This window comes from Pseudomonas sp. Irchel s3f10, from assembly GCF_900187515.1.
GTDB classification, from domain to species: Bacteria; Pseudomonadota; Gammaproteobacteria; order Pseudomonadales; family Pseudomonadaceae; genus Aquipseudomonas; species Aquipseudomonas tensinigenes.
The window spans coordinates 29,185-52,342 of record NZ_FYDZ01000004.1 but is presented as its reverse complement, the minus strand read 5'-3'; the positions used below and the strand labels follow the sequence as shown (position 1 = coordinate 52,342).

Annotated in this window: 21 protein-coding genes; 13 read left to right on the top strand and 8 right to left on the bottom strand. The window is 59.2% G+C overall.

From position 1 onward, the window contains the following. Nucleotides 1-172 precede the first annotated feature (172 nt). The 3 genes from CKW17_RS11655 to CKW17_RS11645 all read right to left on the bottom strand — a co-directional run bounded on the left by CKW17_RS11655 (nt 173) and on the right by CKW17_RS11645 (nt 3,231). Nucleotides 173-1,831 carry a cation acetate symporter gene (locus CKW17_RS11655; RefSeq protein ID WP_095119937.1) on the bottom strand — a complete coding sequence of 553 codons (1,659 nt, stop codon included), beginning with the start codon at nt 1,829-1,831 and terminating at the stop codon, nt 173-175. Next, nucleotides 1,828-2,139: a DUF485 domain-containing protein gene (locus CKW17_RS11650; RefSeq protein WP_095119936.1), complete on the bottom strand. Its 312-nt coding sequence runs from the start codon at nt 2,137-2,139 to the stop codon at nt 1,828-1,830. The genes CKW17_RS11655 and CKW17_RS11650 overlap by 4 nt, the downstream gene beginning before the upstream one ends. 240 nt (nt 2,140-2,379) lie before the next feature. Further along, complete coding sequence (locus tag CKW17_RS11645) at nt 2,380-3,231, bottom strand: glycine betaine ABC transporter substrate-binding protein (RefSeq protein ID WP_095119935.1); 852 nt, start codon at nt 3,229-3,231, stop codon at nt 2,380-2,382. A gap of 285 nt (nt 3,232-3,516) precedes the next feature. On the opposite strand from CKW17_RS11645, the gene CKW17_RS11635 reads away from it, so the two are divergent. Further along, nucleotides 3,517-5,112: a beta (1-6) glucans synthase gene (locus CKW17_RS11635; protein ID WP_095119934.1), complete on the top strand. Its 1,596-nt coding sequence runs from the start codon at nt 3,517-3,519 to the stop codon at nt 5,110-5,112. 92 nt (nt 5,113-5,204) lie between these two features. On the opposite strand, the gene CKW17_RS11630 is transcribed toward CKW17_RS11635, so the two are convergent. Further along, on the bottom strand, nt 5,205-5,573 hold the full coding sequence (locus tag CKW17_RS11630; RefSeq protein ID WP_095119933.1) for a hypothetical protein: 369 nt from the start codon (nt 5,571-5,573) through the stop codon (nt 5,205-5,207). Between the two features lie 224 nt (nt 5,574-5,797). Here CKW17_RS11630 and CKW17_RS11625 point away from each other — a divergent pair, with 224 nt between their 5' ends. Beyond that, entirely contained in the window at nt 5,798-7,096 is a 1,299-nt protein-coding gene (locus tag CKW17_RS11625) for a serine/threonine protein kinase (protein WP_095119932.1), read from the top strand. Then, entirely contained in the window at nt 7,089-7,877 is a 789-nt protein-coding gene (locus tag CKW17_RS11620; RefSeq protein ID WP_095119931.1) for a VacJ family lipoprotein, read from the top strand. The genes CKW17_RS11625 and CKW17_RS11620 overlap by 8 nt, the downstream gene beginning before the upstream one ends. Nucleotides 7,878-8,058: 181 nt before the next feature. Here CKW17_RS11620 and CKW17_RS11615 read toward each other — a convergent pair whose 3' ends face one another. After that, the gene (locus CKW17_RS11615; RefSeq protein WP_095119930.1) at nt 8,059-8,973 is read right to left on the bottom strand and encodes a DUF808 domain-containing protein; all 915 of its coding nucleotides are present in this window, start codon (nt 8,971-8,973) and stop codon (nt 8,059-8,061) included. A gap of 135 nt (nt 8,974-9,108) precedes the next feature. Here CKW17_RS11615 and CKW17_RS11610 point away from each other — a divergent pair, with 135 nt between their 5' ends. Then, nucleotides 9,109-9,714, top strand: a complete 606-nt coding sequence (locus tag CKW17_RS11610; RefSeq protein WP_007919931.1) for a TetR/AcrR family transcriptional regulator — start codon at nt 9,109-9,111, stop codon at nt 9,712-9,714. Nucleotides 9,715-9,845: 131 nt separating this feature from the next. Here CKW17_RS11610 and CKW17_RS11605 read toward each other — a convergent pair whose 3' ends face one another. Beyond that, the gene (locus CKW17_RS11605; protein WP_095119929.1) at nt 9,846-10,304 is read right to left on the bottom strand and encodes a transposase; all 459 of its coding nucleotides are present in this window, start codon (nt 10,302-10,304) and stop codon (nt 9,846-9,848) included. A 211-nt stretch (nt 10,305-10,515) separates the two neighbouring features. Then, nucleotides 10,516-10,956, bottom strand: coding sequence for a heme-binding protein (locus tag CKW17_RS11600; RefSeq protein WP_095119928.1), 441 nt, complete (start codon nt 10,954-10,956; stop codon nt 10,516-10,518). A gap of 268 nt (nt 10,957-11,224) precedes the next feature. On the opposite strand from CKW17_RS11600, the gene gcl reads away from it, so the two are divergent. The 8 genes from gcl (at nt 11,225) to CKW17_RS11560 (ending at nt 20,800) form a co-directional block, all read left to right on the top strand. Continuing rightward, the gene (gcl, locus tag CKW17_RS11595) at nt 11,225-13,000 is read left to right on the top strand and encodes a glyoxylate carboligase (RefSeq protein WP_008083509.1); all 1,776 of its coding nucleotides are present in this window, start codon (nt 11,225-11,227) and stop codon (nt 12,998-13,000) included. A 138-nt stretch (nt 13,001-13,138) separates the two neighbouring features. Further along, on the top strand, nt 13,139-13,921 hold the full coding sequence (gene hyi, locus CKW17_RS11590; protein ID WP_095119927.1) for a hydroxypyruvate isomerase: 783 nt from the start codon (nt 13,139-13,141) through the stop codon (nt 13,919-13,921). 155 nt (nt 13,922-14,076) lie between these two features. Beyond that, entirely contained in the window at nt 14,077-14,970 is an 894-nt protein-coding gene (locus CKW17_RS11585) for a 2-hydroxy-3-oxopropionate reductase (protein ID WP_007919937.1), read from the top strand. Nucleotides 14,971-15,113: 143 nt separating this feature from the next. Further along, nucleotides 15,114-16,388: a glycerate kinase gene (locus CKW17_RS11580; protein ID WP_095119926.1), complete on the top strand. Its 1,275-nt coding sequence runs from the start codon at nt 15,114-15,116 to the stop codon at nt 16,386-16,388. After that, the gene (gene pyk, locus CKW17_RS11575) at nt 16,385-17,800 is read left to right on the top strand and encodes a pyruvate kinase (RefSeq protein ID WP_095119925.1); all 1,416 of its coding nucleotides are present in this window, start codon (nt 16,385-16,387) and stop codon (nt 17,798-17,800) included. Before CKW17_RS11580 ends, pyk begins: the two co-directional genes overlap by 4 nt. 136 nt (nt 17,801-17,936) lie before the next feature. Then, nucleotides 17,937-18,851, top strand: a complete 915-nt coding sequence (locus CKW17_RS11570) for an urea transporter (protein ID WP_095119924.1) — start codon at nt 17,937-17,939, stop codon at nt 18,849-18,851. A 21-nt stretch (nt 18,852-18,872) separates the two neighbouring features. Then, entirely contained in the window at nt 18,873-19,697 is an 825-nt protein-coding gene (locus CKW17_RS11565; protein WP_038363916.1) for an ion transporter, read from the top strand. A 104-nt stretch (nt 19,698-19,801) separates the two neighbouring features. Then, nucleotides 19,802-20,800: a sulfate ABC transporter substrate-binding protein gene (locus tag CKW17_RS11560; RefSeq protein ID WP_038363913.1), complete on the top strand. Its 999-nt coding sequence runs from the start codon at nt 19,802-19,804 to the stop codon at nt 20,798-20,800. 237 nt (nt 20,801-21,037) lie between these two features. On the opposite strand, the gene CKW17_RS11555 is transcribed toward CKW17_RS11560, so the two are convergent. Beyond that, nucleotides 21,038-21,658, bottom strand: a complete 621-nt coding sequence (locus CKW17_RS11555; protein WP_095119923.1) for a DUF5666 domain-containing protein — start codon at nt 21,656-21,658, stop codon at nt 21,038-21,040. A gap of 241 nt (nt 21,659-21,899) precedes the next feature. On the opposite strand from CKW17_RS11555, the gene CKW17_RS11550 reads away from it, so the two are divergent. Then, nucleotides 21,900-23,087, top strand: a complete 1,188-nt coding sequence (locus CKW17_RS11550; RefSeq protein ID WP_095119922.1) for an MFS transporter — start codon at nt 21,900-21,902, stop codon at nt 23,085-23,087. The last annotated feature ends 71 nt before the right edge of the window (nt 23,088-23,158 follow it).

The window sequence follows — 23,158 nt, the reverse complement described above, 5'->3', positions numbered from 1 at the left end:
CGGCGTCTGGAAAAAGTGACCCGCCGTAAGGGCGGAACCCTAAGCCGCCGTTACCGCAGCAACGGATATACACCCAATCAAAAAACACCCCCAAGTCCGATAACCGCCCAATAAAAATGCCCCGATCTCTCAACCGGGGCATTCAGCACAACATTAAAAAACCATCAAACCATCAATGCGAAACCGCCCCACTCGCCCCCAACCCAGTCTGCGAACGCACAAACTGCGGGAAGAACAACGCCCGCTCCTTGTCCGCAGCCGCCGACTTGTCAGTAATCGAGAAGAACCAGATCCCCACAAAGGCAATGATCATCGAGAACAACGCCGGATACTCGTAAGGGAAGATCGCCTTCTCATGATGCAGAATCTGCACCCAGATGGTCGGGCCAAGCACCATCAAACCAACGGCACTCACCAGACCCAGCCAGCCGCCAATCATCGCCCCACGAGTGGTCAACTTCTTCCAGTACATCGAAAGCAGCAGTACCGGGAAGTTGCAGCTCGCCGCGATCGAGAACGCCAGGCCCACCATGAACGCAATGTTCTGGCTTTCGAACAGGATACCCAAGCCAATCGCCAACACCGCCAAGGCAATGGTGGTGATCTTCGAGACACGAATCTCGTCCTTCTCGTTCGCCTTGCCCTTCTTGATCACACTCGCATACAGGTCGTGAGAAACCGCCGAAGCACCGGCCAGCGTCAGACCTGCCACAACCGCCAGAATGGTCGCGAACGCCACCGCCGAGATAAAGCCGAGGAAGATACTACCGCCGACCGCGTTGGCCAGGTGCACCGCCGCCATGTTGTTACCGCCCAACAGCGCGCCAGCCGCATCTTTGAAGGCCGGGTTAGTGCTGACCAGCAGGATCGCGCCGAAGCCGATGATGAAGGTCAGGATGTAGAAGTAACCGATGAAGCCAGTTGCGTAGAGCACGCTCTTGCGAGCTTCTTTTGCGTCGCTCACGGTGAAGAAGCGCATCAGAATGTGTGGCAGGCCAGCCGTACCGAACATCAGCGCCAGACCCAGCGAGAAGGCCGAAATCGGATCCTTGACCAGACCGCCCGGGCTCATGATCGCTTCGCCTTTGGCGTGAACCTTGATCGCCTCGGAGAACAGCGTGTTGAAGTCGAAGCCTACGTGCTTCATCACCATCAACGCCATGAACGAGGCACCGGACAGCAACAGCACAGCCTTGATGATCTGCACCCAGGTGGTCGCCAGCATGCCGCCGAACAGCACGTACATGCACATCAGCACACCGACCAGAATCACCGCGACGTGGTAGTCCAGACCGAACAACAGCTGAATCAGCTTGCCGGCACCGACCATTTGCGCGATCAGGTAGAACGCGACCACCACCAGCGAACCGCAGGCTGACAGGGTGCGAATCTGGGTTTGCCCGAGGCGGTAGGACGCCACGTCGGCAAACGTGTATTTACCCAGGTTACGCAGACGCTCGGCGATCAGGAACAGAATGATCGGCCAGCCCACCAGGAAGCCGATCGAGTAGATCAGGCCATCGTAGCCGGAGGTGAACACCAGCGCGGAAATCCCCAGGAAGGACGCCGCCGACATGTAGTCACCGGCAATTGCCAGACCATTCTGGAAACCGGTGATCTTGCCGCCCGCCGCATAATAGTCGGCCGCCGAGTTGTTTTTCTTCGAGGCCCAGTAGGTGATGTACAACGTCGCGCCAACGAAGGCGACGAACATCAGGATCGCCGGAATGTTCAGCGGCTGTTTGGCCACTTCACCCGTCAATGCATCCGCCGCCCAGACACCCGGTGCGAACGCTGCAACACTCAATAAAGCCAGTAGACGCCGGATCATTGCTGAGCCTCCTTGAGAATCGCATTGTTCAGGTCGTCAAACTCGCCATTGGCGCGGCGCACGTAGATACCGGTGAGAATGAAGGCTGAGAGAATCAGTCCGACACCGATCGGGATGCCCCAGGTAATCGAGGACTCAGGACTGATTTTCGCGCCCAGAATATGCGGCCCGTAAGCGATCAGAAGAATGAAGCCAGAGTAAAGCCCGAGCATGATCGCCGAGAGTATCCAGGCGAACTTTTCCCTTTTTCGCACCAGCTCCTTGAATCGGGGACTGTTTTGAATCGAGAGGTAAATGCTGTCGTTCATTGTTTTTATCCTCGCAGCACAGATTATTGTTGGAACATAGCTAATGTATGCGGCTGCGAGCGCGGTAACAGACGACCTTAGTAGTAGAACGCCATGACACTTTTGCCAATTTCCGGTACACACAAAACAACTGTGGGAGCGAGCCTGCTCGCGAAGGCGTCAGATCAGTCGATATTTGCATCAACTGACAGATCGCATTCGCGAGCAGGCTCGCTCCCACAGGGTTAGGCGGTGAAGCTTTTATTTGGTCCAGTCAGCCACGCGATCCGGGTGTTTGGCGACCCAGTCCTTGGCCGCTGCGTCAGGCTTGGCACCGTCCTGAATTGCCAGCATGACTTCGCCGATTTCGTCTTTCGACGCCCACTGGAAGTTCTTCAGGAACTTGGCCACTTCCGGCGCTTTGGTCGCGAGTTCTTTGCTGCCGATGCTGTTTACGGTTTCAGCTGCGCCGTATACGCCTTTCGGGTCATCGAGGAAGCGCAGTTTCCACTTGGCGAACATCCAGTGCGGCACCCAACCGGTGACCGCGATGGATTCGTTTTTCTTCTCGGCACGGGTCAGCTCGGCAATCATGCCGGCGCCAGAACTGGCTTTGAGACTGTATTTATCGAGGCCGTAATCCTTGATCGCCTGATCGGTCTTGAGCATCACGCCTGAACCGGCGTCGATACCGACGATGCGATTTTTGAAGGTGTCATCGGTTTTCAGGTCTTCGATCGACTTGGCTTTCACATACTCCGGCACGATCAGGCCGATTTTCGCATCCTTGAAGTTCGGGCCGTAATCGACGACCTGATCCTTATTCTTCGTCCAGTATTCGCCGTGGGTCACTGGCAGCCAGGCCGAGAGCATGGCGTCGAGTTTGCCGGTGGCCACGCCCTGCCACATGATCCCGGTGGCGACGGCTTGCAGTTTCACGTCGTAGCCGAGCTTCTGCTTGATCACTTCGGCGGCCACGTGGGTGGTCGCCACGCTGTCGGACCAGCCGTCAACGTAACCGATGTTCAGGGTCTTGGTTTCCGCACTGGCCAGTGTCGCACTCATCGCCAGCGCCAGAGCGGCACCTGCGCCTAAAAGTCGTCGCATCTTCATCGTTACTTCCCCGAAATGCTGCGCCCGACGGATGGCGGGCGACGTCAACGTATTGTTATGGTGCACAGCGCCCCCATCACGCCTGACCGCAAACTCGCTGGAACATCAGTGGAGTGCTGACGCTTCGATCATCAACCTGACGACGCTCGCGACCTGCTCTGCCAGCGACCTCAAGACAATGAGAAACGACATCACAAGGCCATTAATCGCGACTATATAAATGACGCCAAATAATCCGCCCGAACTTTGCATGTCAAAATCATGCGGACCACCAACCCTCTATAAATGCAGGTAACATGCGTCGCTTTGCAGCCACTCGGCCTGACCATGTCCGCGACTTCCCGCTTTCCCCTTCTACCTTACCTCTTCGCCTGCCTGCTTGGGCTGTTTGCCCTGAGTGGCTTCTGGTACGGCCTCGGCCAACCGGTGATTCTGCCGGACGCAGCGACTCCGACGCACAAGTTGCAATGCGCCTCCTACACCCCGTTCGATAAAGACCAATCACCGTTCGACGTGCCGTTCAAGCTGCGCCCGGAGCGCATGGACGCTGACCTCGCGTTGCTGGCGACTCGCTTTGAGTGCATTCGTACCTATTCGATGACGGGCCTGGAGGCGTTGCCGGATCTGGCGCGCAAACATGGCCTGAAATTGATGATCGGCGCTTGGGTCAACAGCAACCCGGTGGACACCGAGAAAGAAGTCGATTTGCTGATCAAATCGGCCAACGCCAACCCGGACGTGGTCAGCGCGGTGATCGTCGGCAACGAAGCCTTGCTGCGCAAGGAAGTCACCGGCACGCAACTGGCGAAGCTGATCAGCAAGGTCAAGAGTCAGGTCAAGCAGCCGGTCACCTATGCCGATGTCTGGGAGTTCTGGCTCAAGCATCCGGAAGTCGCGCCAGCGGTGGATTTCCTGACCATCCATTTGCTGCCGTACTGGGAAGATGATCCATCGAACATCGACGTCGCCCTGCAACATGTCGCGGATGTGCGCCAGGTGTTTGGCAATAAGTTCGCACCGAAAGACGTGATGATCGGCGAAACCGGCTGGCCGAGCGAAGGCCGCCAGCGCGAGACCGCCCTGCCGAGTCGGGTCAATGAGGCCAAATTCATTCGTGGTTTTGTCGCGATGGCCGAGAAGGAAGGCTGGCATTACAACCTGATCGAAGCGTTTGACCAGCCGTGGAAGCGCGGCAGTGAAGGCGCGGTCGGTGGCTATTGGGGACTGTTCGATGCCGATCGTCAGGACAAGGGTGTGCTGGCCGGACCGGTGACCAATGTGCCGTTCTGGAAGGAATGGCTGGCGGTCGGCGGGTTGATTTTCCTTGGCACGCTGATCCTTGGCGGTCGCGTTCGCACCACGCGTTCGGCGCTGGTGTTGCCGCTGCTCGGCGCCCTCGCCGCTTGTTCGATTGGCGCTTGGGGTGATCTGGCGCGGGTGACCACGCGGTTCACCAGTGAGTGGCTGTGGGTCGGCTTGCTGACCGCGTTGAATCTGTTGGTGTTGGCGCATGCGGCGCTGACGCTGAGTGCTCGCACTGGCTGGCGTGAACGGGCATTCAATCTGCTGGAGCGACGCGCCGGCTGGCTGGTCGCGGCAGCAGGATTTGCCGCGGCGGTGATGATGCTCGAGATGGTCTTCGATCCGCGTTATCGCAGTTTTGCGAGCATGGCGTTTGTGCTGCCGGCGCTGGTTTATCTGTGTCGCCCAGTGAGTGTGCCGCGCCGGGAAATTGCCCTGCTGACGTTTATAGTCGGCGCGGGGATTGCGCCGCAGTTGTATCAGGAAGGTTTGCAGAATCAGCAGGCGTGGGGTTGGGCTTTGGTCAGCGTGTTGATGGTGGCTGCTTTGTGGCGCTGCCTGCGGGTTCGCAGCCTCTGATCTTCAGAGTGGCATCAGGCCTCTTCGCGAGCAGGCTCGCTCCCACATTGGATCTGTGACGTTCACAAATCCCCTGTGGGAGCGACTGACTGTCAGGCGCTGCGGGACTTACGGACCAACCGCAACCCGGCAATCACCAACGCAAACACCGCCAGCGTGGTGTTGTACAACGCCAGCGCCGGCACTCCGGCCACCAGTGCCAACACCGCCAGCCACCACCCTGCCCGCCCCGGCACGACAAAAGCGGTCAGCGCCGCGCCCAGTGCCGTCCAGCCCAGTACCTTGAAGTGAATCATCAATCCAAGGTTGGAACGCACCTGGCATTCCCAGCGACTGGCCTCATCCACGCAGATACCGACCCATTTTCCGTCTTCCATAAAGCCATAACGCGCGCCATAACTGGCGGCCAGCCACAACGGCAACAGAACGAGCAGCACAATCACGGGCAAGCGGCGGGACATGAAGCACTCCAATCTTGAGAAATCGGCGGCCAGCTTAATCTGCCGTCATGCATACGCAAGCGCTAACAACACTTAACTGTTCATTCACACCGTGCAAAGTGTATCGTCCAGCTACTATTACTCCGAATTCTGCCTGTTTGGTGCCGCAGCATGGCACTTTGGCGCACACCCGGTGGTCATAGCCTGCGAACTTCATTCGGCACCTTCCTCTAAGGGATCTAGTCATGCTCCGTTCCTTGCGCTTCGCCGCGCTGTTCAGCGGCCTTATTTTGAGTGCGTCCGCACTGGCGGTGGATATCGACGCCGCCAGTTATGGCTATCCCCTGACCAATCCGTTCGAGGCGACCATCGCCACGACCCCGCCGGACTTGCGCCCGGAATTGCCGCTGGACGACGACATCAATCAGTCAGACCGCAGCGTCACTCTGCGTCCGGAGCGCGAGTTCATCCTGCCGGACAATTTCTGGCCGGTGAAAAAGCTGACCTACCGCATCGCCGAACAGGACAAACCGGCGCCGCTGATCTTCCTGATCGCCGGCACGGGTGCGCGCTATGACAGCACGCTCAACGAGTACCTGAAAAAGCTCTACTACAAGGCCGGCTACCACGTCGTCCAGCTGTCGTCGCCGACCAGCTTCGACTTCATCAGCGCCGCTTCACGCTTCGCCACGCCGGGCGTGACCAAGGAAGACGCTGAAGACATGTATCGGGTGATGCAGGCCGTTCGTGCACAGAATCCAAAGCTGCCAGTCACCGAGTATTACCTGACCGGATACAGCCTCGGCGCGCTCGACGCCGCGTTCGTCGCGCACCTGGATGAAACCCGTCGCAGCTTCAACTTCAAGAAAGTCCTGCTGCTCAACCCACCGGTCAACCTCTATACCTCGATCACCAACCTCGACAAGCTGGTGCAGACCGAAGTCAAAGGCATCAACACCAGCACCACATTCTATGAGCTGGTGCTGTCCAAGTTGACCCGCTACTTCCAGCAGAAAGGCTACATCGACCTCAATGACGCGCTGCTCTATGACTTCCAGCAGTCCAAGCAACACCTGACCAACGAACAAATGGCGATGCTGATCGGCACTTCGTTCCGCTTCTCGGCAGCCGATATTGCCTTTACCTCGGACCTGATCAACCGTCGCGGCCTGATCACCCCGCCGAAATTCCCGATCACCGAAGGCACCAGCCTCACGCCGTTCCTCAAGCGTGCGCTGCAGTGCGATTTCGACTGCTACCTGACCGAACAGGTGATTCCGATGTGGCGTGCGCGCACCGACGGCGGCAGCCTGCTGCAACTGATTGATCAGGTGAGCCTGTATGCGCTCAAGGATTACCTGCACGACAGCCCGAAAATCGCTGTGATGCACAACGCCGACGACGTGATCCTCGGCCCGGGCGACCTCGGTTTCCTGCGCAAGACCTTCGGTGATCGCCTGACTGTTTATCCACTGGGCGGCCATTGCGGCAACCTTAACTACCGCGTCAACAGCGACGCCATGCTGGAGTTCTTCCGTGGCTAAACATCTCCTGCTGATTGCAGCGCTACTCTGCGCAGGCGTGGCCCAGGCCGACAACAGTAAAGCCAACGCGCCCGTGGTGGTCGACAGCGACGGCTTCAAAGAGCCGCTGTCCAAACTCAAATTCAACCCGGGGCTGGATCAGCGCGAGTTCGAGCGTTCGACGCTCAACGCGCTGAACGTCTACGACCCGCTGGAGTCGTGGAACCGCCGGGTTTACCACTTCAACTATCGCTTCGACCAATGGGTGTTCCTGCCGGTGGTCGATGGCTACCGTTACATCACACCCAGCTTTTTGCGCACGGGCGTGAGCAACTTCTTCAACAACCTCGGTGACGTGCCGAACCTGGTCAACAGCCTGTTGCAGTTCAAGGGCCAGCGCTCGATGGAAACCACCGCGCGGCTGCTGCTCAACACCACCATCGGCATTGCCGGCCTGTGGGATCCGGCCACCGCCATGGGCCTGCCACGCCAGAGCGAAGACTTCGGCCAGACTCTGGGCTTCTACGGTGTACCGGGCGGTGCCTACTTCGTACTGCCGATCTTCGGCCCGTCGAACATCCGCGATACCGCAGGCCTGGCAGTGGATTACACCACCGAATCGGCGATCAACTTCCTCAACGTCTCGGAAGTCAGCTCCAACCACCCGGAGATCTGGGCCCTGCGTGCGGTCGACAAGCGTTATCAGACCAGTTTCCGCTACGGTCAACTGAACTCACCGTTTGAGTACGAGAAAGTACGTTACGTCTACACCGAGTCACGCAAGCTGCAGATTGCCGAGTAATCCCGGCAGGCACAAAAAAGGGCCATTCGATGCGAGTCGAATGGCCCTTTTTCATGGCACAACAAAGATCAAATTGTAGGAGTGAGCCTGCTCGCGATGGCGGTGTGTCAGGCGACACTTGTGGGGCTGACACACCGCCATCGCGAGCAGGCTCACTCCTACAAGGGTTTTGTGTTGAATGTCAGTTTTTCAGGGCTTTCCAGATCTTGCCGACAACGGAAACCACCGCCAACACCACCGCACCGGCAATGATTCCCGCCACACCATTGAGCAACATCGGCACAGCAAACCCGGCACTACCCGCAGCGGCACCAACGCCTTCGATCCAGTGATGCACCACCGGCACGCCGTGGGTGAGAATTCCGCCGCCGACCAGGAACATCGCCGCCGTGCCGACCACCGACAGGGTTTTCATCATGTACGGTGCGGCGCTGAGGATGGCGCTGCCGACTTTCCTGGCAACCTGCCCAGGTTTCTGCGTCAGCCACAGACCGAGATCGTCGAGCTTGACGATACCCGCTACCAATCCATAAACGCCGACAGTCATGACGATGGCGATACCGGACATCACAACCACTTGCTGAGTCAGCGATGCATCCGCCACGGTGCCCAAGGTGATCGCGATAATCTCTGCCGAAAGGATAAAGTCAGTGCGGATCGCGCCTTTGATCTTGTCCTTCTCGAATGCCACCAGATCGGTCGCCGGATCAGCAACCGCCTCAGTCAGTTGCGCATGTTCGACCTCGTCTTCAGCCTTGCTGTGCAGAAATTTGTGCGCAAGCTTCTCGAAGCCCTCGAAGCACAGATAGGCACCGCCGACCATCAACAACGGCGTCACCAGCCACGGCACGAACGCACTGATCGCCAGTGCCGATGGCACCAGAATCAGTTTGTTGACGAACGAACCTTTGGCCACGGCCCAGACCACAGGGATTTCCCGTTCGGCACGCACGCCGGAGACCTGCTGGGCATTGAGCGCCAGGTCGTCGCCAAGCACGCCGGCAGTCTTCTTGGCGGCCATTTTGCTCATCAACGCCACGTCGTCCAGCACGGTGGCAATATCGTCGACCAGCACCAGCAAACTGCTTCCTGCCATGAATCCTGTTTCCTTTTATGTATGAATGTTGCGAAGCATAACGCGACCTTAGACCACGCGGGGCATTCTTGAGCGTCGCGCGAGGCCGGTGCTACCATGCGCAACCGCCAGAACAGGCAAGGAACCACCGGGTTTATGAGCACAATCCGCGAGCGCAACAAAGAACTGATCCTGCGTGCCGCCAGTGAGGAGTTTGCCGACAAGGGCTTCGCTGCGACCAAAACCAGCGACATCGCCGCCAAGGCGGGATTGCCCAAGCCCAACGTCTACTACTACTTCAAGTCCAAGGAAAACCTCTACCGCGAGGTATTGGAAAGCATCATCGTGCCGATTTTGCAGGCCTCGACCCCGTTCAACCCGGACGGCGTGCCAAGCGAAGTGCTGAGCGGCTACATCCGCTCGAAGATCCGAATCTCCCGCGACCTGCCCTTCGCCTCGAAAGTATTCGCCAGCGAAATCATGCACGGCGCCCCGCACCTGAGTGCCGACCTGGTCGAGCAGCTCAACGGCCAGGCCAAGCACAACATCGACTGCATCCAGAGCTGGATCGACCGCGGCCAGATCGCCCCGATCGACCCTAATCACCTGATGTTCAGCATCTGGGCCGCGACCCAGACCTACGCCGACTTTGATTGGCAGATTTCTGCGGTCACCGGGAAAGACAAGCTGGATGAGGCGGATTATGAGGCCGCGGCGCAGACGATTATCCGGTTGGTGTTGAAAGGGTGTGAGCCGGACTGAAGTTTTGCGGAGACGCCATCGCTGGCAAGCCAGCTCCCACAGGTTTTTGTGTTGAATTCAGATTTAGCAACCAACACAAATCCTTGTGGGAGCTGGCTTGCCAGCGATGGAGGCAACTCCATTCAAAATTGTTAAAGCCAGACTGCATCCCACAGCGGATAGTAGCCAATCTCTTCGACGAGTCCCGCCCGTAAAGGGTTAGCTACGACATATCGCGCCATTTTCACCAGATCCTCTTCCCGCCGCAGCGCACGGTCGTGAAAACCCTGCTGCCAAAGCGGTCCTTTCCGGTGGATGGACATATTCACTTCCCGCGTAACCAGCGACTTGGTTTCGCGCATCAGTTTTTTGAGCGAACAATTTTCCAGTTCGATCAGCCAGTGAAAATGATCCGGCATAACAACCCAGGCCAGTGATTTTGCTAGTCCAAGATTTTGCGCACGACGAAACTGATGAACGACCAATCTGCCCAAAGCGAAATCGGCAAAGATCGGTTCTCGACCAAGTGTGTTGGTAGTCAGTAAATAGATTCGATTCGGCTCGGCATAGCGGCCGGCTCGCAGGCGATGTGAAGCAGGAAGATCAGGCAATCCATTGCCCCTTCATGATGAGTTCATCAAAAGGCTAGACCTCAGCGATCTATTTGGCTGGATCTGTCTTTTTTCATGATGTGTCAGTCTAGCCGCCATCGCTGGCAAGCCAGCTCCCACAGGGTTTTGTATTGGTTACAAAATCTCAATACAACAGAGAACCTTGTGGGAGCTGGCTTGCCAGCGATGACTTTCGGTCAGACGCTAAAGATCAAGCAGCCACCCCCGCATCCGCCCGCAACTCCAACGCCTCCACCGCCCTGATCGCCACCTGCTCATCAATATCCGACAAATCCCCGCTGATGCCGATCGCTCCCAGCACATTCCCCGCCTGATCCCGAATCAACACACCGCCCGGTGCCGGCACGACGCTGCCCTGGCCCATGCTGTTGAGCGCGGCAATAAACGCCGGGCGTTGTTGTGCATCCAGTGCCAGCAGGCGTGAACCTTTGCCCAGCGCGATCGCGCCCCAGGCTTTGCCGATGGCGATGTTCGGGCGCAGCAGGCTGGCGCCGTCTTCGCGTTGCAGGGTGATCAGGTGGCCGCCGGTATCGAGTACCGCGATGGTCAGCGGCGCGGCGTTGATGCCGCGCCCTGTATTGATGGCTTCGTTGACCAGGTTGACTGCGACTTTCAAGGTTAAAGCGCTCATGGTGCCGTCCTCATTTTGTTATAGGGAAAGTCGTGGGCCTGCGGTTTTCTGCCGCAGGCCGATGCAACAAATAGAACACAATGAGTTATTTTTTTGTATACAATAATTCTCGAAAAGCGCCACATGCGACGAAAAGCCACAGTCAGACAGGCTTCCGACGAATGAAACAGGCGCTTGAGAAAATGGATTGACCTGCGCCGTCCGCCGTGAATACACTCTGCGCAAAGCCACTTGTATACAATTACAAAACGTAAAGAGGCACAAAACCATGAGCAAAATGAGAGCAATCGAAGCCGCCGTTCTGGTGATGCGCCGTGAAGGGGTTGATACCGCTTTTGGCATCCCGGGCGCTGCCATCAACCCGCTGTACTCCGCCTTGCAGAAAGTCGGTGGCATCGATCACGTCCTTGCTCGCCACGTTGAAGGCGCCTCGCACATGGCCGAGGGTTACACCCGCACCAAGGCCGGCAACATCGGCGTGTGCATCGGTACTTCCGGCCCTGCCGGTACCGACATGGTCACCGGGCTCTACAGCGCCTCGGCCGACTCGATTCCAATCCTCTGCATCACCGGCCAGGCACCCCGCGCCCGTATGCACAAGGAAGACTTCCAGGCTGTCGACATCACCAGCATCGTCAAGCCAGTCACCAAGTGGGCGACCACTGTTCTGGAGCCGGGCCAAGTGCCTTACGCGTTCCAGAAAGCGTTCTTTGAAATGCGCTCCGGCCGTCCAGGCCCGGTGCTGATCGATCTGCCGTTCGACGTGCAGATGGCCGAAATCGAATTCGACATCGACGCTTACCAGCCGCTGCCATTGGCCAAACCGACCGCGACCCGCGTTCAGGTCGAAAAGGCTCTGGCTTTGCTGGATCAGGCTGAACGTCCACTGCTGGTGGCCGGCGGCGGCATCATCAACGCCGACGCCAGCGATCTGCTGGTTGAATTCGCTGAACTGACCGGCATCCCGGTGATTCCGACCCTGATGGGCTGGGGCACCATCCCTGACGATCACCCGTTGATGGTCGGCATGGTCGGTCTGCAGACTTCGCACCGTTACGGCAACGCAACGATGCTGAAATCCGACGTGGTGTTGGGGATCGGTAACCGTTGGGCCAACCGTCACACCGGTTCGGTTGACGTTTACACCGAAGGTCGCAAGTTCATTCACGTCGACATCGAAGGCACGCAGATCGGTCGTGTGTTCACGCCGGATCTGGGCATCGTGTCCGACGCCGCTGCGGCACTGACCGTGTTCATCGAAGTCGCGCGTGAATGGCAAGCCGCCGGCAAACTGAAGAACCGTAGTGCCTGGCTGCAAGACTGCCAGCAGCGCAAAGCCAGCCTGCATCGCAAGACCCACTTCGACAACGTGCCGGTGAAACCACAGCGCGTTTACGAAGAAATGAACCAGGTGTTCGGCAAGGACACCTGCTACGTCAGCACCATTGGTCTGTCGCAGATTGCCGGCGCGCAGTTCCTGCACGTCTACAAGCCGCGTCACTGGATCAACTGTGGCCAGGCGGGCCCGCTGGGCTGGACCATTCCGGCAGCGCTGGGCGTGGTGAAGGCCGATCCGAACCGCAAAGTCGTGGCCCTGTCGGGGGACTATGACTTCCAGTTCATGATCGAAGAACTGGCGGTCGGCGCTCAGTTCAAACTGCCGTACATCCACGTCGTGGTGAACAACTCGTACCTGGGCCTGATCCGTCAGGCCCAGCGCGGGTTCGAAATGGACTACTGCGTGCAGCTGTCCTTCGATAACCTGAACGCGCCGGAACTCAACGGTTACGGTGTTGACCACGTCGCAGTGGCTGAAGGCCTCGGCTGTAAGGCACTGCGTGTGTTCGAACCCTCGGAAATCGCCCCTGCCCTGCGCAAGGCCGAACAGATGATCGAAGAGTTCAAGGTGCCGGTGATCGTCGAGATCATTCTGGAGCGTGTGACCAACATCTCCATGGGTACCGAGATCAACGCCGTCAACGAATTCGAAGACCTGGCGCTGGTCGGCAACGATGCGCCAACGGCGATTTCGCTGCTTGATTAACTGCTGACCGCTGATCGTTCCCACGCTCTGCGTGGGAACGCAGCCCGGGACGCTCTGCGTCCCAAAGCGGACGCAGAGCGTCCATTGAGGCATTCCCACGCAGAGCGTGGGAACGAGAATCTAGAACGGGAGACCACCATGCCGCGTTTCGCAGCCAACCTGTCCATGCTGTTCACCGAGCAGGATTTCCTTGCCCGTTTCGACGCCGCCGCCAAGGCCGGTTTCAGCGGGGTCGAGTATCTGTTCCCGTACGACTTCAGCTCTGCCGAAATCAAGGCCAGGCTCGACGCCAACGGTCTGACCCAAGTGCTGTTCAACCTGCCGGCCGGTGACTGGGCCAAGGGCGAGCGCGGTATCGCCTGCCTGCCGGATCGGGTCGAAGAGTTCCGCGCCGGTGTCGATCTGGCCATTGCTTACGCACAAGTGCTGGGCAACACCCAGATCAACTGCCTGGCCGGTATCCGTCCGCAAGGCGTTGACGATGCCACCGTGGAAAAGACCTTCGTCGCCAACCTGAAATACGCCGCCGACAAGCTGCAGGCAGTGGGCATCAAACTGGTGATGGAAGCGATCAACACCCGCGACATCCCGGGCTTCTACCTGAACAACACGGCGCAAGCCCTGTCGATTCGCGAACAGGTCGGCAGCGCCAATCTGTTCCTGCAATACGACATCTATCACATGCAAATCATGGAAGGCGATCTGGCCCGCACCCTGCAATCGCATCTGGGCGAGATCAACCATGTGCAGCTCGCGGACAACCCGGGCCGCAACGAACCCGGCACTGGTGAAATCAACTACCGCTTCCTGTTCGAACACCTCGATCGCATCGGTTATCAGGGTTGGGTGGGTTGCGAATACAAGCCGCTGACCACCACTGAAGCAGGTCTTGGCTGGCTGAAAACCCATAACGCAATCTGACGCAGATCCCCTGTAGGAGTGAGCCTGCTCGCGATGAATTCACCTCGGTACACCTGATGTACCTCAGCGCCTGAATCGCGAGCAGGCTCACTCCTACATAAAAGCAGCAGCTCCCCCTATTTGCTTGAGCAAGACAAAAACAAGAGGATTTTCTCATGGCTAAAATCGGATTTATCGGCACCGGCATCATGGGCCACCCAATGGCTTCGAACCTGCAGAAAGCCGGTCACAGCCTGTTCCTGTCGGCGCACCACGACGCCGCCCCTGCCGACCTGGTCGCCGCTGGCGCCGTCGCCCTGGCCAACCCGCGCGAAGTCGCGCAGGAAGCAGAATTCATCATCGTCATGGTCCCGGATACCCCACAGGTCGACGACGTACTGTTCCGCGCCGACGGCGTTGCCGCTGGCCTGAGCAAAGGCAAAATCGTTATCGACATGAGCTCGATCTCACCAACCGCCACCAAGGCATTCGCGGCGAAGATCAACGAGAAAGGCGCGCAGTACCTCGACGCACCGGTGTCCGGCGGTGAAGTCGGCGCCAAAGCCGCGACCCTGAGCATCATGATCGGTGGCGACGCCGATGCCTTCGAACGCGCACTGCCGCTGTTCCAGGCCATGGGCAAGAACATCACCCTGGTCGGTGGCAACGGCGACGGTCAGACCGCCAAAGTCGCGAACCAGATCATCGTCGCCCTGAACATTCAGGCCGTCGCTGAAGCCCTGCTGTTCGCTTCGAAAAACGGTGCCGATCCAGCCAAGGTGCGTGAAGCACTGATGGGCGGTTTCGCCTCCTCGAAGATCCTTGAAGTGCACGGCGAGCGCATGATCAAAGGCACTTTCGATCCAGGCTTCCGCATCAGCCTGCACCAGAAGGACCTGAACCTGGCCCTGCAAGGCGCCAAGGAACTGAACATCAACCTGCCAAACACCGCCAACGCCCAGCAAGTGTTCAGCACTTGCGCGGCCATCGGTGGCAGCAACTGGGATCACTCGGCGCTGATCAAAGGTCTGGAACACATGGCCAACTTCTCGATTCGCGACAACAAATAAAGCCTGCACAAAACCCTGTGGGAGCGAGCCTGCTCGCGAAAGCGGCTGCACATTCAACATCCATGTTGGCTGACACACCGCCTTCGCGAGCAGGCTCGGGTCCGAGTTGCCCTTTCGAATAACAAGAATTCCGGGAGCCCGCCATGTCGGTCGATCCGCAACAACTGCTGCGCGAGCTGTTTGCCACAGCCATCGACGCGGCTCATCCGAACCAAGTCCTCGAAGCCCATTTGCCTGCCGATCGTACCGGTCGGGTGATCGTCATAGGTGCCGGCAAAGCCGCCGCCGCGATGGCGCAAGTGGTCGAGCGCTGCTGGGAAGGTGAAGTCACAGGCCTGGTGGTGACCCGTTACGGTCACGGCGCCCCGTGCGAAAAAATCGAAGTGGTCGAAGCCGCACATCCGGTCCCGGACGCTGCCGGCTTGGCCGTGGCCAAACGCGTGCTGGAGCTGGTCAGCAACCTGACCGAGGACGACCGCGTGATCTTCCTGCTCTCCGGTGGTGGCTCTGCCCTGCTGGCGTTGCCAGCCGCAGGCATCACCCTCGCCGACAAGCAGTCGATCAACAAAGCTTTGCTCAAATCCGGCGCGACCATCGGCGAGATGAACTGCGTGCGCAAGCACCTCTCGGCGATCAAGGGTGGCCGTCTCGGCAAGGCCTGCTGGCCTGCCACTGTTTATACCTACGCGATTTCCGATGTACCGGGCGACCTCGCCACCGTCATCGCTTCCGGCCCGACCGTGGCCGACCCAAGCACCTCCGCCGAAGCACTGGCAATCATCAAGCGCTACGGCATCGAGATTCCCGCTTCCGTGCGCAATTGGCTGCAAAGTCCGGAATCGGAAACCGTCAAACCCGGCGATCCGAGCCTGGCGCGCAGCCACTTCCAGTTGATCGCCCGTCCTCAGCAATCGCTGGATGCCGCTGCGGTGAAATGCCGTCAGGCCGGTTTCAGCACGCTGATCCTCGGCGACCTCGAAGGTGAGTCGCGCGAAGTGGCGAAAGTCCACGCCGGTATCGCCCGCCAGATCATCAATCACGGCCAGCCATTGGCGGCGCCGTGCGTGATTCTCTCCGGCGGCGAAACCACCGTGACCGTGCGCGGCAATGGCCGTGGCGGGCGCAACGCCGAATTCCTGCTCAGCCTCACCGACAGCCTCAAAGGCCAGCCCGGCGTTTACGCCCTGGCCGGTGACACCGACGGCATCGACGGTTCGGAAGACAACGCCGGCGCGATCATGACCCCGGACAGCTACGCCCGCGCCGCCGCCCTCGGTTTGAGCGCCAGCGACGAGCTGGATAACAACAACGGCTACGGCTATTTCGCGGCGCTCGATGCGCTGATCGTCACCGAGCCGACCCGCACCAACGTCAACGACTTCCGCGCCATTCTGATCCTTGAGAGCTGCAAATCATGACGCCTGATAAAAAGGTCAAAATCCTCGCCACCCTCGGGCCTGCTGTCGATGGCATCGAAGACATCCGTGAACTGGTCGAGGCCGGGGTGAATATCTTCCGCCTGAACTTCAGCCACGGCGATCACGCCGACCACGCCAAGCGCTATCAGTGGATCCGCGAAGTCGAGCGCCAACTCAACTATCCGCTGGGCATTCTGATGGACTTGCAGGGGCCGAAACTGCGCGTTGGCAAGTTCGCTGACGGCAAGGTGCAACTGCACCGCGGTCAGGCCTTCCGCCTGGATCTGGACGCGACGCCGGGCGATGAACGCCGGGTAAATCTGCCACATCCGGAAATCATCGCGGCGCTGGAAGCGGGCATGGATCTGCTGCTCGACGACGGCAAACTGCGTCTGCGCGTGGTCACCAAATACGCTGATGCGATCGACACCACCGTGCTCAATGGCGGCGAACTGTCGGACCGCAAAGGCGTCAACGTGCCGCAAGCGGTGCTCGACCTCAGCCCGCTGACCGCCAAGGATCGCCGCGATTTGAGCTTCGGTCTGGAGCTGGGTGTGGACTGGGTCGCGCTGTCGTTTGTGCAGCGTCCGCAAGACATCATCGAAGCCCGCGAACTGATCAGCGACAAAGCCTTTCTGATGGCGAAAATCGAGAAGCCTTCCGCCGTTGAACAACTGCGCGAAATCGCTGAACTGAGCGACGCGATCATGGTTGCCCGTGGCGACCTCGGCGTCGAGGTGCCGGCGGAAAGCGTGCCGCAGATCCAGAAAAACATCATCACCACTTGCCGTGAACTGGGCAAACCGGTGGTGGTGGCGACGCAGATGCTGGAATCGATGCGCTTCTCCCCTGCCCCGACCCGCGCCGAGGTGACGGACGTTGCCAACGCCGTGGCCGAGGGCGCCGATGCGGTGATGTTGTCGGCAGAAACCGCGTCCGGCGAATACCCGCTGGAAGCCGTGCAGATGATGAGCAAGATCATTCGCCAGGTGGAGAACGGTCCGGATTATCAGACCCAGCTCGACGTCAGCCGACCGAAGGCTGAAGCGACCGTTTCCGATGCGATCAGCTGCGCGATCCGGCGTATCAGCAACGTGCTGCCGGTGGCGGTGCTGGTCAACTACAGCGAATCGGGCACCTCGAGTCTGCGTGCCGCGCGGGAACGGCCGAAAGCGCCGATCCTCAACCTCACTCCGAACCTGCAAACCGCACGGCGTTTGAGCGTGGCGTGGGGGATTCACTCGGTGGTCAACGATCGCCTGCGTCAGGTTGACGAAGTCTGCTCGACCGCCCTGGAAATCGCCCAGGCCCAAGGCATGGCAGAGCGTGGTGACACGTTGCTGATCACTGCCGGTGTGCCGTTCGGTCAGCCGGGATCGACTAACTCGCTGCGGATCGAAACGTTGATTTAACCGCCCACCATGATCGTTCCCACGCTCCGCGTGGGAATGCGGCCCGGGACGCTCTGCGTCCCAAGAGCAGACGCAGAGCGTCCTTTGAGGCATTCCCACGCAGAGCGTGGGAACGATCAGTATCGAATGACCTGCCATGCCTGCCAATCATTTCAACACCCACTGCCCCGACTGGGCCGAGGCTTTGCTCAACGGTTTCAGTCAAATATTCCTCCAGCGCCATCCGCTGTGCGGCCTGCTGTGCCTGTTGGCGATCCTGCTGACAGCACCGGTGCTGTTCGCCGGAGCGCTGCTCGGTGCCGTTGCCGGCCTGCTTACTGCACAGCGGCGCAACTACGCCAAGGCTGATCGCCAGGCCGGGTTGTTCAGCTACAACGGCATCTTGCTCGGCCTGGTGCTGAGCCTGTATTTCCCCTGGTCGCCGATGCTGCCGCCGCTGATTCTTGCCGCTGGCGGCTTGAGCGCGATGGTCACGCAGCAATGGCTCAAACATGTGTACCGCAGCCGCTCGATTCCGGCCTACACCTCGCCGTTCGTGGCGCTGAGCTGGATCCTGCTGTTGTTCGCCGGACCGTCGACGCCGATGGCACACATCGAGATGAACACGCTGAACCTGCTCGCCGCTGAACTGCGTGGTTTGGGCCAGGTGATGTTTCTTGGTCATCCACTGGCCGGCGCGTTGATCGCCATCGGTCTGTTGATCGCTGATTGCCGCGCATTCTGCTGGGCAATGCTCGCCTCGGCGATCGGCCTCGGCTCCAGCCTGCTGCATCAAGAAACCGGCTCCGCTTTGCTCGGTCTCGGCAGCTATAACGCCGTGCTCGCCGCTCTCGCCTTCTCCGCGCAACGCCAACAACCGTGGCTACCGCTGGTCGGCATCGTGTTAGCGCTGCTGGTTACACCGCTGTTTGCAGCGGTGGGTCTCGCCACGTTGACCGCGCCGTTCATCCTCGCGGGCTGGCTGATCCGCGCCGGGATTCAGATGCTCGGCAAAGCCGTCGTCGAGCGTGCGCCTTGCGCTCACGGGGAGAATCAACCTAGGCTGCGCTGATCTTCGATTCAGGCGTTATCCATGGACAGCAGCAACAGTTGGCGCGAACGGCTTTACGTGATGATTTTCCAGAGCGACACCCGCGCCGGGCGTCGCTTCGACGGCATCCTGCTGTTGATCATCCTCGCCAGTCTGGTGATCGTGATGCTCGACAGCATCGACAGCATTCACCAGAACTACGCGAACGTGCTGGCCTACATCGAGTGGGGCTTCACGATCATCTTTCTCGGCGAGTACATCCTGCGTCTGTATTGCTCACCGAAGCCGTTACGCTATGCCTTCAGCTTTTACGGGCTGGTGGATTTGCTGGCGATCGTGCCCGGCATCCTCGCGCTGTATTACAGCGATGCGCAGTACCTGCTGATCATCCGGATCATTCGGATGTTGCGGATTTTCCGTGTGCTCAAGCTCAGCCCGTACCTCAAGCAAGCCAACTATTTGATGTCGGCGCTGCGTGGCAGCAAGCAGAAGATCGTCGTGTTCTTGGTCAGTGTCTGCACGCTGGTGACGGTATTCGGCACCTTGATGTACGTCATCGAAGGCCCGGAACACGGTTTCACCAGCATCCCCAAAGGCATCTATTGGGCGATCGTCACGTTGACCACCGTGGGTTTCGGCGACATCGTGCCGAAGACCCCGCTGGGTCAGGTGATTTCGTCGCTGGTGATGATCACCGGTTACTCGATCATCGCCGTGCCGACGGGGATTTTCACCGCTGAACTGGCCAACGCCATGCGCGGCGAACAGCTGCAACACGACTGCCCGGTGTGCAAGAAAAACAGCCACGAACACGGCGCGGCGTTCTGCTCGCGATGTGGTAATGCGTTGTTCAAGAAACTGGAATAAGCACAGAGCTTTTTAATCTTTAAACGACTATGCGCGCCCCGTTATAGTCAGTGGCAATTGAACATCACCCCCTGCTCCTACACAGATAAAACAAGGAATGCGCAGTGAAAAAACTCTTTGGCGCCTCACTTCTCGCCGCCGGCCTGGCCTTGGCCAACATCGCTCAGGCAGCCCCGACGCTGCTTAACGTTTCCTACGACGTGATGCGCGATTTCTACAAGGACTACAACACTGCGTTCCAGAAACACTGGCAAGCCGAGCACAACGAAAACATCACCGTGCAGATGTCCTTCGGTGGCTCTAGCAAGCAAGCGCGCTCGGTGATCGATGGCCTGCCGGCTGACGTCATCACCATGAACATGGCCACCGACATCAACGCCCTCGCCGACAACGGCAAACTGGTCCCGGAGAACTGGGTCACGCGTCTGCCGAACAACAGCGCGCCGTTCACCTCGGCCACGGTGTTCATCGTCCGTAAAGGCAACCCGAAAGCCCTGAAAGACTGGCCGGATCTGCTCAAGGACGGCGTGCAAGTGATCGTGCCAAACCCGAAAACCTCGGGTAACGGCCGCTACACCTACCTGTCGGCGTGGGGTTATGTGCTGAAGAATGGTGGTGACGAGAACAAGGCCAAAGACTTCGTCGGCAAACTGTTCAAGCAAGCGCCGGTACTCGATACCGGTGGCCGAGCAGCGACCACAACGTTCATGACCAACCAGATCGGCGACGTGCTGGTGACCTTCGAAAACGAAGCGGAAATGATTGCCCGCGAGTTTGGTCGTGATCAGTTTGAAGTGATCTATCCGAGCGTTTCGGCTGAGGCGGAGCCACCGGTTTCCGTGGTCGATAAAGTGGTCGACAAGAAAGGTTCGCGTGCGGCGGCAGATGAGTACCTGAAGTACCTGTGGTCGCCGCAAGGTCAGGAGATTGCAGCGGCAAACTACTTGCGTCCGCGAGATCCGGCGGTGTTGGCGAAGTATACCGATCGCTTCCCGAAAGTTGATTTCTTGTCGGTTGAGAAGACGTTTGGTGACTGGCGTACGGTGCAGAAGACTCACTTCAATGATGGTGGGGTTTTTGATCAGATTTATAGCGGGCAGTAAGGTTTAAGCAGGTATGAAAGGGCGACCTACTAAGGTCGCCTTTTTGTGGCCGCTTTACCCTCATCCCGGCCCTCTCCCAGAGGGAGAGGGGGCCGACCGAGGTGTCTGGCGTCAGACATCGACCTGAAATATCGAGTCGATTATGGATTCACTGAAGCAAGTTCAGGTCGGTGTACCTCTCAAGCATCCCCCAATCAGTCCCCTCTCCCTCCGGGAGAGGGCTAGGGTGAGGGGCTTTTACATCGGTGGCGTCACCCCATCCTTCCCCGCAGAAATCGATTGCGCCGTCAGCGTGCCATCCGCACTCTGCGTGACGAACGTAACGATCTTCACCCCAACCTTCAGCAAACTCCGATCCCCCGGCAGCAGATTGACGATCGGCACATCCTCCGGCACCAGAATCTTCTGCTGCCCGCCCTTGTAGTTCACCGTCAGCACCCGCCCGTTGCTCACCACCAGATCGCCGACGCTGCCATTGGTCATGCTGCTGCCCTTGGCCAGATCGAACGGCCGATGCCCGTCGCCGCTACCCGCCAGTTCCGGCGGGAACACATGCACTTCCAGCGCCTTGAGCGTGCCATCCTCCTGCGGTATCGCCGCCGAACCGATGTAGCTGCCGGGTTTGATGTCTTCGATATTGGCCAGGGTGACCGCGCGGACCTTGGTGTCGCCGGTCAACTGAATCACCACGTTCTCGCCGCTGTTGACGTGGACTTTCAGGCTGTCGGCGCTGACCCCGGTGATCTCTCCGCGCACGCCCATGCGCATGCCGGGAGCATCAGCGGCCTGCGCGCTCATCGCGCCCAGCAGGCTGATCAGGGCAATCGTTGCTATGTGGTGAAGCCTTTGACGAAACATTGCAATCCTCCAGTCATCAAGATTGAACAAGCCGATGCAAACATAAGCACGCTATCGAACAGGATGTAAGTGAATGTATCATCGACCCCGACGGTCGGACGCAAGGTCCGCCGATGGACAACAGGCTGAAAGCCGCCAGTCATTGCGCAACGGAATAACTGATATCAACCGCCGGCGTCTTCTGCCCTTGCGGATTAATCCTTAGCCTCACCGCATCCCTTTCGCTGGATCGAGAAACGATATGACCACCACCACTCACGCAATGACCCGAGGCATGGTGCTGCTGTTCGCCTTCTGCTGCGGCGCCATCGTTGCCAACATCTACTACGCGCAGCCGATCATCGGCCTGATCGCGCCGGACATCGGCCTCTCCGACACCATGGCCAGCTTCATCGTCTCGCTGACGCAGATCGGTTATGCGCTGGGCCTGTTCTTCCTGGTACCGCTGGGCGATCTGCTGGAAAACCGCCGGTTGATGATCATTACCACCGTGGTGGCGATTGCCAGCCTGCTGGCGGCGGCGTTTACCGATCAGCCGAATGTGTTTCTGCTGATTTCGTTGCTGGTGGGCTTCAGTTCGGTATCGGTGCAGATCCTGATTCCACTGGCCGCGCATCTGGCGCCGGAAGAATCCCGTGGCCGGGTGGTCGGCGGGATCATGGGCGGTCTGCTGCTGGGTATTTTGCTGGCACGGCCGGTGTCGAGCGTGGTCGCCGATCATTTGGGTTGGCGCGCGATGTTCATGATTGCTGCCGCACTGATGGCGGCGATCAGCGTGGTATTGGCGCTGACCGTGCCCAAGCGCCAGCCGGATCACAGTGCCACCTACGGCCAGTTGATCGGCTCGCTGTGGACGCTGTTGCGCCAGCAACCGGTATTGCGCCAACGGGCGTTTTATCAGGGCTGCATGTTCGCCACGTTCAGCCTGTTCTGGACCGCGGTGCCGCTGGAACTGGCACGCAACCATGGTTTGTCGCAAAGCGAGATCGCGATCTTCGCCCTGGTCGGCGCCATCGGTGCCATCGCTGCGCCAATCAGCGGACGCCTGGCCGACGCCGGCCACACCCGCATCGCTTCGCTGCTGGCCATGCTGTTCGCCAGCCTGAGCTTCCTGCCCGCCTTCATCCACCCCGCCTACAGCGTCATCGGCCTGGCCGTGACCGGCGTGGTGCTCGACTTCTGCGTGCAGATGAACATGGTCCTCGGCCAGCGCGCGGTGTACTCGCTGGATGCAAAAAGCCGTGGCCGGCTGAACGCGCTGTACATGACCAGCATCTTCATCGGCGGCGCCTTTGGCTCGTCGGTCGCCAGTGCGGTGTATGAGCATGGCGGCTGGTTGTGGATCGTGATTGTCGGCAGTGTGTTTCCGCTGCTGGCGTTGTTGCGGTTTTTGAGTGCTTCGCAGCGCAGTTCATTGGCAACGGCGTAAGGCCGCAAAAGCTTCGCGAGCAGGCTCGCTCCCACAGGGATCCACCATAACTTCCAGACTTTTAAAGGAGC